This is a genomic window from Sphingobium limneticum, from assembly GCF_008710155.1.
GTDB classification, from domain to species: domain Bacteria; phylum Pseudomonadota; class Alphaproteobacteria; order Sphingomonadales; family Sphingomonadaceae; genus Sphingobium; species Sphingobium limneticum.
Genome location: NZ_VYPZ01000001.1, coordinates 192201 through 208667, shown reverse-complemented (window position 1 = coordinate 208667; position 16467 = coordinate 192201). Strand labels below are relative to the sequence as shown.

Below are 16467 nucleotides of genomic sequence, written 5' to 3'. Positions count from 1 at the left end.
GGGAGAGAATGATGCGGACATGGATGCACTCCAGCGCGACAGGCGCGCTGATCGCCGGACTTCTTCTCTCCCCCGCCCTGGCGCAGACCAGTCCGCCCGAATGGGAGCAGCCGGAGGTTATCCGGCAGGGCGCCGAACCGATGCACGCGACGTTCGACGGGTTCGAAACGCGCGCCGCTGCGCTATCTGGTGACGTCGCGCGGTCGCGCTATCATCTCTCGCTCGACGGGGCATGGCAGTTCCATTTCTCGCCCAATCCCGAAAGCCGGCCGGTCGATTTCTACCGCCCCGATTTCGATACGAGCGCCTGGGGCACGATCAAGGTACCGGGCATCTGGCAGGCGGAAGGCCATGGCCGTCCGGTTTTCGTCGGCAGCGGCTATCCCTTCCCGCGCGACCAGCCGAAGATCGACCACAGCCTGAACGAGGTCGGATCCTACCGGCGCGACGTGATGATCCCGGCCCATTTTGCCGGGCGCCGCTTGCTGCTGACCGTGGGCGCCGCAGGGGCTGCCTATTATCTCTGGGTCAATGGCGAGCGGGTCGGCTATAGCGAAGATAGCAAGCTGCCCGCCGAATTCGATATCAGCCGATATGCCAAGGCGGGTCGCAACGTCGTGGCGATCGAACTCTATCGCTTTGCCGACGGCAGCTATCTGGAGGATCAGGATTTCTGGCGGGTCAACGGCATAGAGCGCAGCATCAGCCTCTATGCCGCGCCCCCTACCCATATTAGCGACCTGACCGTCGATGCCGAGTTGGAGCATGATTATCGCGACGGACGGCTGGGCCTGACGGTCGCGACCGGCGGCGCACCGGGCGCCATGCGCGTGCGCGCAACGTTGATGGACGGCGCTAAAAGCCTGCTGGTGCGGGAGGCGACGGGCAGTGGCGCGGTCAGGATAGAGGCCGGCGTGCCGGGCGTGAAGACCTGGACGGCGGAGACGCCCAACCTCTACACGCTGCTGGTCGAACTGCTGGACGAAAAGGGCCGGCTGGTCGAAGCGACGAGCCGGCGGATCGGTTTCCGCACGGTCGAGATCGCCGATGGCGAAGTACGGGTAAATGGCAAGCGGATCATGATCCGCGGCGTCAACCGGCACGAACATGATCCAAAGACCTTCCGCATCCTGTCCGAAGCGACGATGCGCAAGGACATAGAGTTGATGAAGGCCGCGAACATCAACGCGGTGCGGACGTCCCATTATCCCAACGACCCGCGATGGTATGATCTGGCCGACGAATATGGCCTCTACATCATGGATGAGGCCAATATCGAGAGCCATGGCTATCTGAGCTTGTCGCAGGAGCGCAACAACGACCCGTCGGCGCTGTTGGGCAACGATCCCAAATGGCGCGCGGCGCATCTGGACCGGGTGCAGCGCATGGTGCAGCGCGACCGCAATCATCCGTCCGTCATCTTCTGGTCGCTGGGCAATGAAACGGGGATCGGCGACAGTTTCGAAGCGGCGGCGAAATGGGTGAAGGCACAAGATCCGACGCGCCTCGTCAGTTTCCTGGGCTGGAGCATGAGCAACTGGCGTCATCCGGTGAACGCTTATGTCGATATCTTCGCGCCCATGTATGACGACGTGCCCAAGATGATCGACTATGCGCGCGATCCGGCGTTCAAAAAGCCGCTGATCCTGTGCGAATATGCCCATGCCATGGGCAATAGCCTGGGCGATCTGGAAGGCTATTGGCAGGCGATGCGGGCGCATCCCAAGTTGCAGGGCGGTTTCGTCTGGGACTGGGTCGACCAGACGATGCTGCTGCATGACAAGGATGGGCGCCCCTATTGGGGTCAAGGACTGGATTATGATCCCGATCCCAAGGCACCCGGCGTCCATGGCGACGATAGCCCGGTCGGCGACGGGGTGATCCAATCCGACCGGACGCCCGACCCGGAATATTATGAACTGGCCAAGGTGCAGGCGCCGATCGCCTTCCTGCATGAAGGCGATGGCTATCATATCGTCAACCGGCACGACCATATCGACCTGTCACGCTTTACGCTGGACTGGACGGTGATGGAGGATGGCGTCGCGGCCGCGCACGGCAGCCTGCCCATGCCGTCGGTCGCACCGGGTGCCAGCGCGCCACTCCCCCTCACCCTGCCGGCGTCCAAAAATGCGACGGCGGAGCGCATGTTGGTCCTGCGCGCGCGGGCAAAGGCGGGCGCCGTGCCGATGCTGCCAGCGGGACATGTCGTAGGCTGGGAACAGTTCGCCCTTGCTGCCCCCGCCCTGCCTGCGCCGCCTGCCGGCGATGTGGCACCGGTCGAGGCGGGCGACATGTTGCGCCTGACCGCCGGCGATATCGTGCTGGAGATTGACCGCACGACCGGGCTGCTGCGACGCTATGCGCGCGCAGGCGCAGTGCTGCTGAGCGGGGGAGCGCCCAATTTCTGGCGCGCGCCGACCGACAATGATATCGGCGCAGGCATCCCCAAAAGCCACGCCATGTGGCAATATTTTTCCGACCATCGCCGGGTCGAAACGGTGGAGCGTTCGGGCAACGCGATCATCGTCCGGCATGATATGGGCGTGGGATCGGTGAAGGTCGAAACGCGATGGACCATGTCCGCCGACGGCCGGGTGGGCGTGACGATGCGCTTCGATCCGATCCGCGACACGCTGCCCGACCCGTTGCGCGTGGGACTGGCGTTCGACACCCCATCGGCGCTGGACAAGGTGCAATGGTATGGTCGCGGCCCGCAGGAAAGCTATGCGGACCGCAAGACCGGCGCGCTGATCGCACGGTGGAGCGGCGATGTCGCGGACCAGTATCACGACTATGCGCGACCGCAGGAATCGGGAAACAAGAGCGACGTCCGCTGGATCGCGCTGACCGGTGCCGGCGCGGGTCTGCGCATCACCGGGGCGCAGCCGTTGTCGGTCAATGCGCTGGCCTTCCCTTATGCGGACCTGGCGATGAAGCCGCCGGGGCAGGCGCATAGCGCGGACATCCGCCCGCACGCCCACGGCACGCTGCTGATCGATGCGGCGCAGGCAGGGGTGGGCGGCGACACCGGATGGAATCTGGACGGACGCGCGCATATGAACTTCCGCATCCCGCTACGCTCTCTGACTTACAGCTTCACCATCGCTCCGGTGCGCTGACCCTCATACGCCGCTCATGAAAAGGCCCGCCTGCACGATGATGCAGGCGGGCCTTTTCATATGTGCCGGCCGGGGCGAAACCCCGGCCGGCGGACCTTTCTAGAAATTCACCGTCGCACCGATGAAGATGTTGCGGCCCAGCGAGTCATAGACACCCGGATAGGTGTTGCCGTTGCCGAACGACGACAGGATGCCAGCGGCGATCGCCGGCGGATCCTTGTCGAACATGTTGTTCATGCCCGCCCGCAGCGTCAGTTGCTTGCCGATCGACTGGGTCAGCGAAAGATCGAAATAATTATAATCGTCGATTTTGCGGTTGATCACGCTCGGCGTGCCGCTGAGCGCCGCATTATCCGACAGGCTCGACAGCTTGGTGCCGCCGATATGGCGCCAGGACAGCGAGAGGACGGTGTCGCTCGGCGCCATCCAGGTGAAGCGGGCGACATGGCGCCATTCTGGAGAGGGCTGACCGCAGGTATAGCCGAACAGGCCCTTGCAGTCGTAGCTGCCCAGGCCCGGCAGCGGTTGCGCCACCTGCTTGTCCAGCCAGGTACCGACCATGTTGACGTTGAACCGGCCCATCTTGCCGATGCCAAAAGTATAGTCAGCCGTAATGTCGATGCCCGACGTCTTGAGATAGCCGGTGTTGAGCGTGGTCGAGACGATATAGCCATTCTGGCCGAAGATCGCGCCCGAACGCGGATCGCGGTTGAAGAGGCCGCAATAATAGGCATCGCCCGTTTCCGCGCACTGACTGATGATGAGCGACGCATCGAGCGCGCCGATATAGTCCTTCACCTTGATCTTGTAATAATCGACCGACAGCGAGAAGTTGCGGAGCGATCGCGGCGTCAGGACGAAGCCTGCCGTGATGGTATCGGCGGTTTCGGGCCGCAAATTACGGTTGCCGCCACCCAGCGCCGAGCAGGTGTCCGCCGGGCATTCGATGATATTGCCATATTGGGCGGCGGTGACGCCGGTAAGGGCGCAGGTTTCCCGTGACGCGACCGGATTGGCCCCCGAACAGGGATCCTGCCCCGCGACATTACCGACCGATTGCGACGCGAAGAGTTCGCCGATATTGGGCGCGCGAATGGCATGATTGTAACTGGCGCGCAGGCGCAGGTCATCGACCGGTTGCCAGCTGAGTTCGCCCTTGTACGTCCAGACATTGAACTTCGACTGGAAGCCGGTCGATTTCTGTTCGTTGCTGTAGGACGAATAGCGCAAGCCGCCATTGATCGTCAGCGAACGGATGAAGGGCATGTCCGAAATCAACGGAATTTCGATTTCGCCATAGCCTTCGGTCACGCTGATGATGCCGTCCGCATTGGTGGCGCCGCCCTGCTGCGCGATCTCATCGGCGAAATAGTTCAGCGTCTCGCGCCGATGTTCGGCGCCCAGTGCAATGCCCACACCGCGGCTGGCCCAGGGGCTGGTAATGCCCATCTGGCCCAGGTCGCCGCTCAGCGTACCGGAAAAGACCTGTTGCGCATTGCGTGACGAGGTGTTGCTGGGGGTGAAGAGATAGGCGCCCTGCTCGGCGGTCACGCCGCCCGCTGCAAAGACATTGACGGGGACGCAGTTGGGATCGGTGCCATCGACCACCGAACGACAGGTCGGCGTACCGTTGACGGTCACGACATCCAGCGCGCGCTGCGCCTTGATCGCGTCGACATTGTTGAGATAGCGTTCCTTGAAGCGGACCAGCGAATAGAGATAGTTCACGTCATAGCTGAAACCGCTGCCCAGATCGCCGCGCACGCCGGCGGTGTAGCGATAATCGGTATGTTTGAGGTCGTCGCGCCGCGGGGCGATCGACATGCGATAGCCCACGAGCGCGTCGGCGGTCTGGCCCGTGCCCGCCTTGCTGCCGCACAGAGTGTTCAATTGGCTCGCGCTGGCGAGCGGGTTGTTGCACGTAATGGCGAAAGGCGAGCCAAGGAAGATGGCCGAAGGCGCGACCTGCGAGAAGGTATGGTCGCGCATGAACATGAAGCTGCCATAGACTTCGGCCGCCTTGCTCAGTTCGAACTTGGCGAAAGCACCCGCCGTAATGCGTTCTTCCGATCGCTGGAAATAATTGTCGGGCGCATAATTATAGGCGTAGCTGTTGTCATAAGGCACGAAAGTCTGCGTGCCATTCTTGTTATTGGTCAGCGTCTGTCCCTGAAAGGCGCCTTCCAAAGGTACGAAGGTGCCATAGGGGGTATTGCTCGATCCGCCGCAGAAGAGCGCGGTGCCGGCATCATCGGCCTGTTGCAGGGCGCAGGAAGACACGTCGCGGGTCGACTGGCGCACCGGGTTATAATGGCGATAGCCGGCATAGGCCGTGATGTTGCCCCGGCCGTCGGCGAAATTCTTGCCCGCCGATATGGTGATATCCTGCTTGCCGCCGTCCAGGACGGAGCCCTTGGCCTTCTGATATCCCTTGTCGTCGAGCAGGCTGCGCACGGCGCTATTATTATTGTCATGCTGGTAGAAACCGGTCTGGGCGTCGATACGGATGCCGTCCAGATTATCCTTGAGCACGAAATTGACGACACCCGACAGCGCGTCCGAACCATAGACCGCCGATGCGCCGCCGCTCAAAATATCGACTCGCTCGACTAGGCTGCTGGGCACGAAATTGAGATCGATCGCCTGTTGCGGCAGCATGCGCTGGCCGTTGACCAGCACCAGTACGCGGTTGGAACCCAGGTTGCGCAGGTTGATATTGGATGTGCCGTCGGATCCGTTGGACACATTTTCGTTCGCGTCGGCGGTGAATTGGGGCAGGCGGTTCAGCACGCCTTCCACGGTCGTTGCGCCCTGATATCGGAATTCTTCGGAACTCACGACGGTCTGCGGGCTGTTGCTTTCCAGATCGGGGCGTTTGATGCGCGTCCCCGTCACGACGATGTCCGTCGCACCGGACGCTTCGCTTGCCTGAGGCGCCTGCGCCATTGCCGCCCCCGGCAGCAGCGCGGCGGCCGCCACCGCACAGCATAATTTCACACGGTATTGCCGCATTGATTGTCTCCCTGACTTTTTTGCAGGCGGGATGCTGCGACGGAAATATTTAAAAGTCAAATACCGTATACTAAATATCTTATGCATATTCGACCGATTGAGACATAAAAAAGGGCAGCCGCCCAAAGGCGCTGCCCTTTCACGCCAAATCTGACGGATCAGCCGCCCCAGACGGCCCTATCGCAATGGAGCAGCCCGCCATTATAGGCGACGGCAGGCACATGGTCCCGCGCCAGGAACAGCGGCGCGTCGAGATCGACCAGATCACAGACCTGTCCCAGCAGGAAAGCCGGTGCCATCGCCAGACTGCTGCCCACCATGCAGCCGACCATCACGCCAAGGCCGGCCTGCCGCGCGGCGTCGGCGATCATCAGCCCTTCAGTCAGGCCGCCGCATTTATCGAGCTTGATGTTGAAGACGTCGAACCGACCGACCAGTCCCGCAACATCGTCCAGCGTCAGGGCGCTTTCGTCGGCCGCCAAAGGGATGGGCGAGTCCAGCCCCTCCAGCGCCGCCTCCTGACCGCGTGGCAAGGGCTGTTCGATCAGGGACACTTTCGCGTCCACCATCGCCGCCAATAGACTGTCCAACTCGTTGATCGCGAAACCCTGATTGGCGTCCACGCCGAGCCACATATCGGGCCGCGCGGCGCGGATCGCCGTGACGCGTGCGACATCGAGGTCGAGGTCGCCGGTCAGCTTGATCTTGATCGATCGGGCCTGCGCATGGGCCGTCGCCTTGGCGGCCATGCGCTTTGGATCGTCGGCACCGATGGTAAAGGTGGTGCGAAGCGGACTGGGTTCCTCAAGGCTCGCCAACTGCCAGACGGGCTTGCCCGAACGCTGCGCCTCAATATCCCATAGCGCCGCATCGACCGCATTGCGCGCGCCGCCGGCCGGCAGGATAGCGCGCAATTCCGTACGCGTCGGATGTGCTTCGATCGCCGGGCGAGTGAGGTCGAGCATCGCCAGCATATGCGGGATATCGTCACCCATATAATAGACGCCGGCGGCCTCCCCCCGGCCGCGATGCGTGCCATCGTCCAACGTGACGACGATCACGTCCGCGCTATCGATCGCCCGGCCGGATATGCGGAAGGTTTCGGCCAGCCGAAGCGTTTCGACCGTAACGTCTAGCGTGAGACGCGGCATGAGAGACTCCATATTTCGGGCATGAAAAGCACCGTCCGGCATCGCCATGCGAAGCCGGTCCGGGCAGGTCGGTCAGCAAAGGATCAGGAGAGGGTCAGTCGCCCACGGCGCGGACGACATTCCCTTCCTTCATGACGAAAGCCATGGTTTCGAGCGCGCGGATATCGGTCAGCGGATCGGCCTTCACCGCCACGATATCCGCCGCCTTGCCGGGGACGATCGAGCCGACCTCCTTGTCCAGCCCGACATGGGTGGCGGCCCAGACCGTGGCGGCGCGGATCGCGTCGATCGGCGGCAGGCCGGCCTGTACCATCAGCGCGAATTCGCGGGCATTGTCGCCATGGGCGGAAACGCCGGAGTCGGTACCGAACGCCATGTTGATGCCGGCGGCACGCGCGCGGCGCACCGCGTCGATCATCAGCGGGCCGACGATCCGCGCCTTGGCCCGCACGGTTGCGGGCATCCATTCGGCGGTTTCCGCCTGCCGCGTCACCGTGTCGCCGGCCAGCAGGGTCGGGACCAGATAGCTGCCCTTAGCCTTGAACAGGCGGATGGATTCAGCGTCGAGATAGGTACCATGTTCGACCGAATCCACGCCGGCGCGCAGGGCGGCGTTGACCCCGTCCGTCCCATGGGCATGGGCCGCGACCTTGCGCCCCAGCCGGTGCGCCGTTTCGACGATGGAGAGAAGTTCGGCGTCGCTCATCTGCTGGCCAAGGCCGGCAGCCGTGTCCGACATGACGCCGCCGGTCGAGGCGGTCTTGATGACGTCCGCGCCCTGCTGCACCGCCTGCCGCACCGCGCGGGCGCAATCGTCGGCGCCTGAACAGAGAGTCGTCGGGCGAAACAGGTCGAGTATTTCCTGTCGATAGCCATGGACGTCGCCATGCCCGCCATGCGCCGCGACGATACCGGCGGCCAGGATGCGCGGGCCGACCACCTTCTTCTGCGCGATCGCGTCGCGCAGCGCGTTGATCGCTTCGGGATCGGAGCCGAGATCGGCGACGGTGGTGAAGCCGGCCCGCACGGTGCGTTTAGCGTAGACGATGCCGTCGAACGCCTGCGCCGTGGTCGATTTGGTGACGCCGTCCAGCCGGCTGTCGGGACCGGATTGAGAGGTGATATGCACATGGCTGTCGATGAAGCCGGGCAGGACGAAGCCGTCGCGCAGATCGATCACTCGGCCCTCACCGACGAAGCCATCGCGTATCTCGACGACCTTGCCGCCTTCCACCACGATCGTCTTGTCGCGATCGACGCGGCCGGTTGCCGGGTCGGCGAGCAGACGCCCGGCCTGGATATAAGTACGCTCGGCCAAGGGGTTGTCCTGCGCCAGCGCCGGCGTCGCCAACATGCTGGTCGCCAGCGCCGTCCATAAAATCCGCTTCATCTCATCCTCCCTGTTCCGTTTGCGTCTCAGCCGCCGCAGCCGTGTCGCAGCACGGCGCCGGCCTTCGCGCCGCTATGCTTGCCATCCTCGATCGTCACGACGCCGTTCACAAGCACCGTGTCGATCCCGGTCGGCGCCGCCGTCGGCTTGGCCCAACTGGCGACGTCGTCCAGCCTTTCGAGATCGAAGATCACGATGTCGGCACGCATCCCGTCGCGGATCAGGCCGCGATCGGTGAGGCCCATGCGCTGGGCGGGCCAGCCGGTCATCTTGCGCACCGCATCCTCCAGCGACAGGACCGGGCGGCGCTTCACATATTCGGCGATGATGCGCGGGAACGTGCCATAGGCGCGCGGGTGCGGCAGGCCGAGCGCGTCCATCTCGCCGAACTTCTCCGACGCGGCGGCATCGCTGCCGATGCTGACCCAGGGCTGATGCAAGGCGGTTTCGATATCGCCTTCATTCATCATGAAATAGAGGGCGACGGACCGGTTGGGCAGCCCCTCCAGCAAGATGTCCCAGGCCACATCGGCCGGATCACGCTTCAGCGCGGCGCCGATCTTCTCCAGGCTCTGACCATGATAGGGCGCATATTTCTGGCTGAAACCATTGGCTAGGATGACATTGCCGAAACCGCCCGATGCCTGCACGAGGTTCGACCAGCCAGGCATGGAGCCAGCGGCGACTTCCTTCTTCATCCGCTCGCGCAGTTTGGGATCTTTCAGCCGCTCGATCCCCTTTTGCACGCCATCGGCCCAGACCCAGCTGGGGGCGATGATCTCCAGCCCGGTACCGCCGGCGGTATAGGGATAAAGGTCCGCCGCGACATCGACCCCGCGCGCACGGGCCGCGTTCACCGCCGCGATCGCTTCGGGCATCAGCTTGCCCCAGCCCGGCGCGAAGGCGGCCTTCAGATGGAAGATTTCGACCTTCGCGCCCGATGTCTCGCCGATCTCGATCGCTTCGTTGACCGCCTTTACCAGATCACCGCTCTCGTCGCGCATATGGGTGGCGTAAAAGCCGCCGCATTGGGCCGACACTTTCGCCATGGAGATGAGATCGGCGGTGGTGGCAAAGCTGCTCGGCGGATAGATGAGCGCGCTGGTTACGCCGAATGCGCCCGCCTCCATGGCAGTACGCACTTCCTTGCGCATGATGTCCATTTGCGCCGGCGTCGGGTTGCCGGCGCCGTCGCCCATCGCCTTCATCCGCGCTTGCGTGGTGGAATAATAGCTGCCGAAATTGACGGAAATGCCCTGCTTCTCAAGCTGAGCGAAATAGGAGGGGATCTGCGCCGCCTCGACCGGGGTGCCGCCTTCCCCCGCGATAACGGTGGTGACGCCCATGCGCAGCTTGTTTTCCGCCGCGCCGTTCTTCAGCAGCACGCCGCCCGACTGATCCATCATGTCGATGAATCCGGGGGAGACGTAACGGCCCTTTGCGTCGATTTCCTTCGCGCCATGGCCGGCCACCTGCCCGACTTGCACGACGCGCCCGCCCTTGATTGCGACATCGGCGCGAACCCACGGGTTGCCGGCGCCGTCCAGCACCCGCCCGCCCCGGATGACGACGTCATAATCGGCGGCAGGCGCATTGGCTACGAGCAACAGCGCCATGGCGCTACAGAGCAAGGCACGCTTCATCTTCATTTCTCCCCTATGTTGCGACCTGACCGCGGCGCTTGCCGGGCGCGCACGGCATCGACGACCCGATCGACCGCCGCGATCACGATATCGGGCCGGTCGATCTGAATATAATGGCCGGAATCCGGCACGGTCTGCTGACTGCCATGGGTCGACATGGCGGCCATTTCGGCCTGCAGCGACTTCCAGACCTGCTTCATCCGCGCGCCATCCTGTGGCGATAGCTCCAGGCTCTTCAACTGCGCAGGCGTATAGGGCGCCATGGCAGTCAGCACGATCAACGGGCGATCGCCAAAGCTACGCACGATGCGCGCCTGATCCATGGTGCGATCGAAGCCCTGCAATTCGCTGAGTGCGCCGCCGATCGAATGGCTGGTATAAGCGCCGATCTTGGCGCCCGCTTCGGTTGGCAGGTTGGGCATCTGGCCGTTCGTCATGAGGCGGACAAGGCCCGTCCAGGACAGGGCGTTCGCGATGCGGACGATATCAACGACCTTGCCCGGATCGACATTGGCCTTCACCACTTGGCGCAAGCGCGCCACCTGATCGGGATGGGAGGCATCGACCATCACCAGTCCCGCGACCTGATCGCCATAGCGGCCGGTATAGACACGGGTGTAGGGGCCACCGATCGAATGGCCCACCAGCACCAGCGGGCCGCTGATGCCCACGGCGGCGAGCGTGGCGTGAAGATCGTCCGCCACGGCAGCGGCATTTTGCGGGCCGGGCTTGGGATCGCTCCACATGATACCGGCGCGGTCATAGGCGCAGGTGCGGGTGTGACGCGCCAGTGCATCATGCACCCGCGCCCAGTCCACCGATCCGCCCGATCCCAGGCCGGATTCCAGGATGACGGTCGGCGATCCCGTACCGCGGCAGTCGATATGGATGCGGCGCCCGCCAATATCGACCAATCGACCTGGCGGCGGATAGAGGCGACTGGCGTTATAACGACCCCAGACTTCGTAAAGCGCGCCGGCCACGACCAGCAGCAGGATCAGCGCCAGCAGGCCAAGCAGGATACGCGCGGCCCATCGCCTTATGCGCTTACCCATGCCGGGCCGGACGGGCGCCGATATCGTCATGCGAGGCAGCGGTCGATCAGCCGGTCGAAAGCGGCTCCGCCCCGGATCGGATCGGCCACGGGCAGGCCCAGCCGCTGGCTTTCGGCCTCCATCAGCGCATGCGCCTGCTCCGCGCTCAGATGCGCAGTGTTGAAGGACAGGCCGGCGCAACGAATGGCGGCATTGGTGCGCGATCCGATACGCAGATTGAGATCGATCACCTCCTCCACGCTCGGGAGGGCATAGCCGGGCGTACCCAGCATTTCCGTTCGGCCGGGGTGGTGGCAGACGATGATGCAATCGGGCTGGCTGCCATGCAGCAGGCCCATGGATACCGCCGCATAGGCAGGATGGAAGAGCGAACCTTGTCCCTCGATCACATCCCAATGGTCGGGCGCGGCATCGGGGCTAAGCATTTCAGCCGCGCCAGCCTCGAAATCGGAGACGACAGCGTCCATCGGCACGCCACCGCCCGCGATCATGATGCCGGTTTGGCCGGTGGCGCGGAAATCGGTGGAAACGCCGCGATCGGCAAAGGCGCGCGCGACGGCGAGCGCCGTATATTTCTTGCCCAGCGCGCAATCGGTGCCGACGGTCAGCAACCGCTTGCCGCTCCGCTTGCGCCCGGTGCCGACCTGGATGTCGCGGGGCGGATGGCGCACGTCGATCAACCGGCGGCCAAGACGCTCCGCCGTCGCCGCCAGGACCGGCGATTCCGACAGACGCATGTGCAGGCCGCTGACAATATCCAGCCCCGCCTCCAACGCCTCGACCAGGGCCGGCAACCAATTGTCGGCCAGAACGCCGCCGCTATTGGCGACACCGATCAATAGCGATCGGGCACCTGCCCGCTGTGCCTCTTGCGGGGTCATCGCCGGCAGGCCGGTGCTGACGGCCGCACCCACCAGCGCATATTCGCCCGTGCATTTGTCTGGCGCCCAGTCACGCAGGCCAAAGGCGGTCTTGGCAAAGCCTTCCTCCACCGTGTCGCCCAGGAACAGCAGATAGGGCTGGGGCAGCGACTGGAGGGGCGCTTGCGCGTCGGCGGCATGGTCGATTGTCTGAAGAAACACCTGTCTCACCTGTCGATGGGAGTCGGGCATGAAGGGCGCGTCCATCGCGACTCCCGTCCATGCCCTGTACCGTTGATGTGGCGCAACAGTATTTCTCCATAAAGAGAATTTCAAGCCAATAATTCTCTAATTAGAAATTTAATCCAAATCCGATCAGGTGAAAGGCGATGCCGACCCACAGCAGCAGCGTCGCGTCGGCGACCAGAAGGAGGCTCCAGACTTTCGCAAAGCGCATGCCGGCACGCCGCCAACTGAGCAGCGCGTACCACAGCCCCGCGCCCAGAAGGCCGCCCAGGGCCACCGGCGTCGTTACCTGTAGCGTGACGAGCGCCCAGTCGAGTTCACCGTTCATGGACGAAAAATCGCTGACCAGCTTGCTGACGAACAATAGCCAGCAGACCATGACGCCCACCGCCAATCCGGCAAAGGCTCGCGACAAGCGATAGGCGCGCCATATCGCGACACTCTGCACGGGCTGAGCAGCGTAACGGCGGCGCAGCAACGCAATGATTGGCCATGACAGGAAAGTGAGGGTCAGCGTGCCAAGACTGACGAGCAACGCGGGGCTGATCCAGCGGGCGGACAGATACCAGGGTACCGGCTCAAACAGCATATAGGGTGAGGAACTGTCGAGGCCGAAGCGCACCACCTTACCATTTTCCACCTGTGCGGCGAGGCGCATATGCCCATCGGCAGCGTGCCAGACGAAGGGCGCGACCTCGATCCAGTTGCGCGGTGCGCCCCCCAGCGCCGGCGCCGCCTTGAGCAGCAGGCCGCCCTTCGCGTCCAGCCCGACGCTGATCTGGCCGCCCACAACTTCCATCGCTTTGAGGAAACTCGTCTCCAACCGGCGCGTCTTGTTATAGGTACCGACCATCATGCGCGCATGCGCACGGGCGGTCGCGTCATCGACCCGGCCATCCTCCTTATGATCGGCGGGGAAATAGCGGTCGGCAAAGGCATCGAACATATGACTGCGGATCGCGCCGGACAGCTTGTCCGTGCCCGCCGCATTCATCGACATGTAGATGCCGACCTTCTCATTTGGCAGCAGCCAGAGCTGGCTGTGGAAGGTCAGCGTGTCGCCAGCATGGGAGAGCGCGCGGCGGCCATTGATATTCTGCTCGTAAAAGCCGAGCGCCATGCCGTTGAGCGCGGGGATCGACTTCAGGATCGTGTCGTGCATCAGATGCGCCGTGTCCGGCCGCAACAGCACGCCGCGCTCCGCCAGATGCGCGATCATGAAACGGCCCATGTCGGCGCCGGATGCGCTCATGCCGCCTGCGGGCCAGAAGCTGTTCAATTCGAGCGGGGTGGGCTTGCCCGATCCCCGGCCATAACCGCTGGCCATCACCGCCTGAAGGCTGGCCGGCAAGCGCTGGCTGAGGCTGGAGTAGCGCATCCCGGCCGGCGCAAAGATATGTCGCTGGGCATAGATATCGAAAGCCTCGCCCGACACGCGCTGGACGATATAGGCGGCCAGCGTCGTGCCATAGTTGGAATAGGCCGGCGTCGCGCCGGGCGGGAAAATGCGCGCCGGAATCTGCCGCTTCAACGCGACGTCGAGCGCCGGAATATCCTTGATGTCGTAGCTGTTGAGGCCGCGCTGCACTTCCTCGAAACCGCCACGATGGGTCATGAGGTTGCGCATCGTGACCGGCTTGCCGAAGCGGTCGGGAATTTTGAAATCCAGATAAGCGTTCACGTCCCGGTCGAGGTCGATCTTCCCTTCCTCCACCATTTGCATGACGGCGGTCCAGGTAATGAGCTTCGAGATGGAAGCCTGACGGAACAGCGTCCTCTCCGGGTCGACCGGGCGGCGGGTTGCGACATCCGCATAGCCAAAGCCGCGCTGGGTCAGGATTTGCCCATCCTTGACCACGACGACGACAGCGCCGGCGGCATCCCCGCGTTGCAGCGCATAGGGCATGAAGCCGTCCAGCCAGGCATCGACATCGGCCTTATCGAGTCTGTGCGGCGCGGACTTCGTGTAGGGTCCGGAGGCTGCCTCCTGCAGGACGGCGAGCGGTCGGGCGACGGAGGGTTGGGCGATCGCCTGCCCCATCCAAGCCAGAAGGACCAAAACGATCCCTTTGCACAATGTCCGCATGCCACCCCTCTCCCCGACCGCTATATCATAGGATAAATTTCCAATATGGAAATATTTTCTAATATGATAATTATTGTGTCGAATTGTCAATAGACAAGGGATGGGCGCCATCTAACGCCGATATAAATGAAAAATGACCTAAATATAGATAGTTATGAGTGGCCCAAGGCGATCGAATTCAAGGTCGATTTGAGTTCGGCGTCCTTGGCCGAACAGACGCACAGGATACGGCAGGGCCCATTCCCCACCGCAACATAGGCATGGCCCATGGATGCGTCGAAATAGATGGAATCGCCTGTCTTCAGCAGCGATGGGGCATAGATATCGCTATGAAATTCGCATTGCCCTTCAATGACGAAGGCATATTCCTCACCCGGATGACGCATCAACTCGCCAAATTCGACGATCGACCGGGCGCCGACCTCCAGGATCATGGGATTCAATTGCTTGTTGAGCAGATCGGCGGAAGGATAACTGTAATGATAGGCGGCCGTGCGGATCGTCGGCCCCTCCCCTGCCAGCGTAATGCTACGGCGGCCCGTGGGCATTTGCGCCACCGGCGCGGTGGAGGCGGCGCCCGAGAAAAGCTGGGTAATATCGATGCCGAGGCCGCTGCTGACCTTCACCAGCTTCTCATAGCTGAGGGACATTTTACCCGTCTCCACCTTGGACAGGGTCGAGACGGGCAGGCCGGTCTTTCGGCTCGCCGCGGCCAGGGTGAGGCCATGCGCGGTGCGAAATTCGCGCAGGAACGCGCCGGGACCATGATCGACGCCAGGCTTGGGGGTGGCTGCCATCCGTTCCATTTACTCCCTGCTCACGCCCGACGGATGGACGCGGTTTTCTGAATTAGCACGGACTTTCCATTTTGTCTTCCATCCGAAAATGGCCGCGTGCCGCGACGAGCCGTTTTGCAAAGGAAATTCTCCTATCAGGACATATTTTCGATGGAAAAGGGATCGCGTGCATGCAAAGCGAGTTTGATGAGAAGGCCTTCGCCGGCACAGGCCGCAGGGCCTTTGCAACAGGTCGGGCCGGAGCAAAGCCCCTATGGGAGCGCATTGCGCATCCCGGACGGGCGATGCTAAATTATGGCGGGGTTTTCGAACAGGGCAGACAAGGTCCGTTCGTGCAGGGTAATACAGGAGCGAGTTGAATGGCAGGCGGTCGACGGACCCTGGGCGCGGTGATTACGGACCTGCGGACCCGCAATGGGTGGACGCTGAAAGAAATGAGCCAGCGTTGCGGCATACCGGTGTCCACTTTGTCCAAGGTGGAGCATGACCGGCTGTCCCTGACATATGACAAGCTGGTGCAGTTGAGCGAACGGCTGAACATCAGCATCGCCGATCTGTTCGTTCAATCGGAATCCAGTTCGCCGACCGCCATCATGGGCCGGCGCAGCGTCGGGACGATCGACAGCGCCGTGCGCGTCGATACGTCCAATTATGAATATTATTATCTCTGCACCGAATTGCGGCAGAAGCGCATGGTTCCGGTCGTGACCCGCATCCATGCCCAGACGATCGAGGAATTCGGCCAGCTGGTGCGCCATTCGGGCGAAGAATTCATCTATGTGGTGGAAGGCGCCATCATCGTCCACACCGAATTTTATGATCCGATCGAACTGAAAGCCGGCGAGTCCATCTATATCGATTCAGGCATGGGCCATGCCTATGTCTGCGCACCCGGCTTCAAGGAAACGCTGACCATCGGCGTCATGTCCAGCGCGGAAGAGGATCTGTCCAACCTGATGCATGACGCGCACCATCATGTGACCCAGAACGAGGTCAAGAAGCGCGCGCCACGCAAGGGTTGAGGCGCTGCACACTGGTCATCCCGGACTTGATCCGGGATCCCGCTTTCTTCAATCGGTGGAGACAAGATGCTGCCCCCCCCCCG

10 protein-coding genes are annotated in these 16467 nt (G+C 62.9%); 2 read left to right on the top strand and 8 right to left on the bottom strand.

Annotated elements, in window-relative coordinates:
• The first annotated feature begins 8 nt into the window (after positions 1–8).
• Positions 9–3122 (top strand): glycoside hydrolase family 2 TIM barrel-domain containing protein, encoded by a 3114-nt coding sequence (locus F4U94_RS00840; protein WP_246171459.1) that lies wholly within the window; start codon positions 9–11, stop codon positions 3120–3122.
• Positions 3123–3221: 99 nt separating this feature from the next.
• Here F4U94_RS00840 and F4U94_RS00835 read toward each other — a convergent pair whose 3' ends face one another.
• The 8 genes from F4U94_RS00835 to F4U94_RS00800 all read right to left on the bottom strand — a co-directional run bounded on the left by F4U94_RS00835 (position 3222) and on the right by F4U94_RS00800 (position 15362).
• The gene (locus F4U94_RS00835) at positions 3222–6134 is read right to left on the bottom strand and encodes a TonB-dependent receptor domain-containing protein (RefSeq protein ID WP_120253183.1); all 2913 of its coding nucleotides are present in this window, start codon (positions 6132–6134) and stop codon (positions 3222–3224) included.
• A gap of 158 nt (positions 6135–6292) precedes the next feature.
• Positions 6293–7285 (bottom strand): dipeptide epimerase, encoded by a 993-nt coding sequence (locus F4U94_RS00830; RefSeq protein ID WP_120253184.1) that lies wholly within the window; start codon positions 7283–7285, stop codon positions 6293–6295.
• Between the two features lie 94 nt (positions 7286–7379).
• Positions 7380–8675 (bottom strand): metal-dependent hydrolase family protein, encoded by a 1296-nt coding sequence (locus F4U94_RS00825; protein WP_120253185.1) that lies wholly within the window; start codon positions 8673–8675, stop codon positions 7380–7382.
• A gap of 26 nt (positions 8676–8701) precedes the next feature.
• On the bottom strand, positions 8702–10324 hold the full coding sequence (locus F4U94_RS00820; RefSeq protein WP_211363288.1) for an N-acyl-D-amino-acid deacylase family protein: 1623 nt from the start codon (positions 10322–10324) through the stop codon (positions 8702–8704).
• On the bottom strand, positions 10321–11403 hold the full coding sequence (locus tag F4U94_RS00815; RefSeq protein ID WP_120253187.1) for an alpha/beta fold hydrolase: 1083 nt from the start codon (positions 11401–11403) through the stop codon (positions 10321–10323). Before F4U94_RS00815 ends, F4U94_RS00820 begins: the two co-directional genes overlap by 4 nt.
• Positions 11400–12455, bottom strand: coding sequence for an N-acetyltransferase DgcN family protein (locus tag F4U94_RS00810; RefSeq protein WP_246171460.1), 1056 nt, complete (start codon positions 12453–12455; stop codon positions 11400–11402). Before F4U94_RS00810 ends, F4U94_RS00815 begins: the two co-directional genes overlap by 4 nt.
• 130 nt (positions 12456–12585) lie before the next feature.
• Positions 12586–14538 carry a serine hydrolase domain-containing protein gene (locus F4U94_RS00805; protein ID WP_232016301.1) on the bottom strand — a complete coding sequence of 651 codons (1953 nt, stop codon included), beginning with the start codon at positions 14536–14538 and terminating at the stop codon, positions 12586–12588.
• Positions 14539–14717: 179 nt separating this feature from the next.
• On the bottom strand, positions 14718–15362 hold the full coding sequence (locus F4U94_RS00800; RefSeq protein WP_246171461.1) for a helix-turn-helix domain-containing protein: 645 nt from the start codon (positions 15360–15362) through the stop codon (positions 14718–14720).
• A 359-nt stretch (positions 15363–15721) separates the two neighbouring features.
• Between F4U94_RS00800 and F4U94_RS00795 the strand changes: the two genes are divergently transcribed.
• A complete protein-coding gene (locus F4U94_RS00795) occupies positions 15722–16384 on the top strand; it encodes a helix-turn-helix domain-containing protein (RefSeq protein ID WP_120253190.1) in 663 nt (220 codons plus the stop codon).
• The last annotated feature ends 83 nt before the right edge of the window (positions 16385–16467 follow it).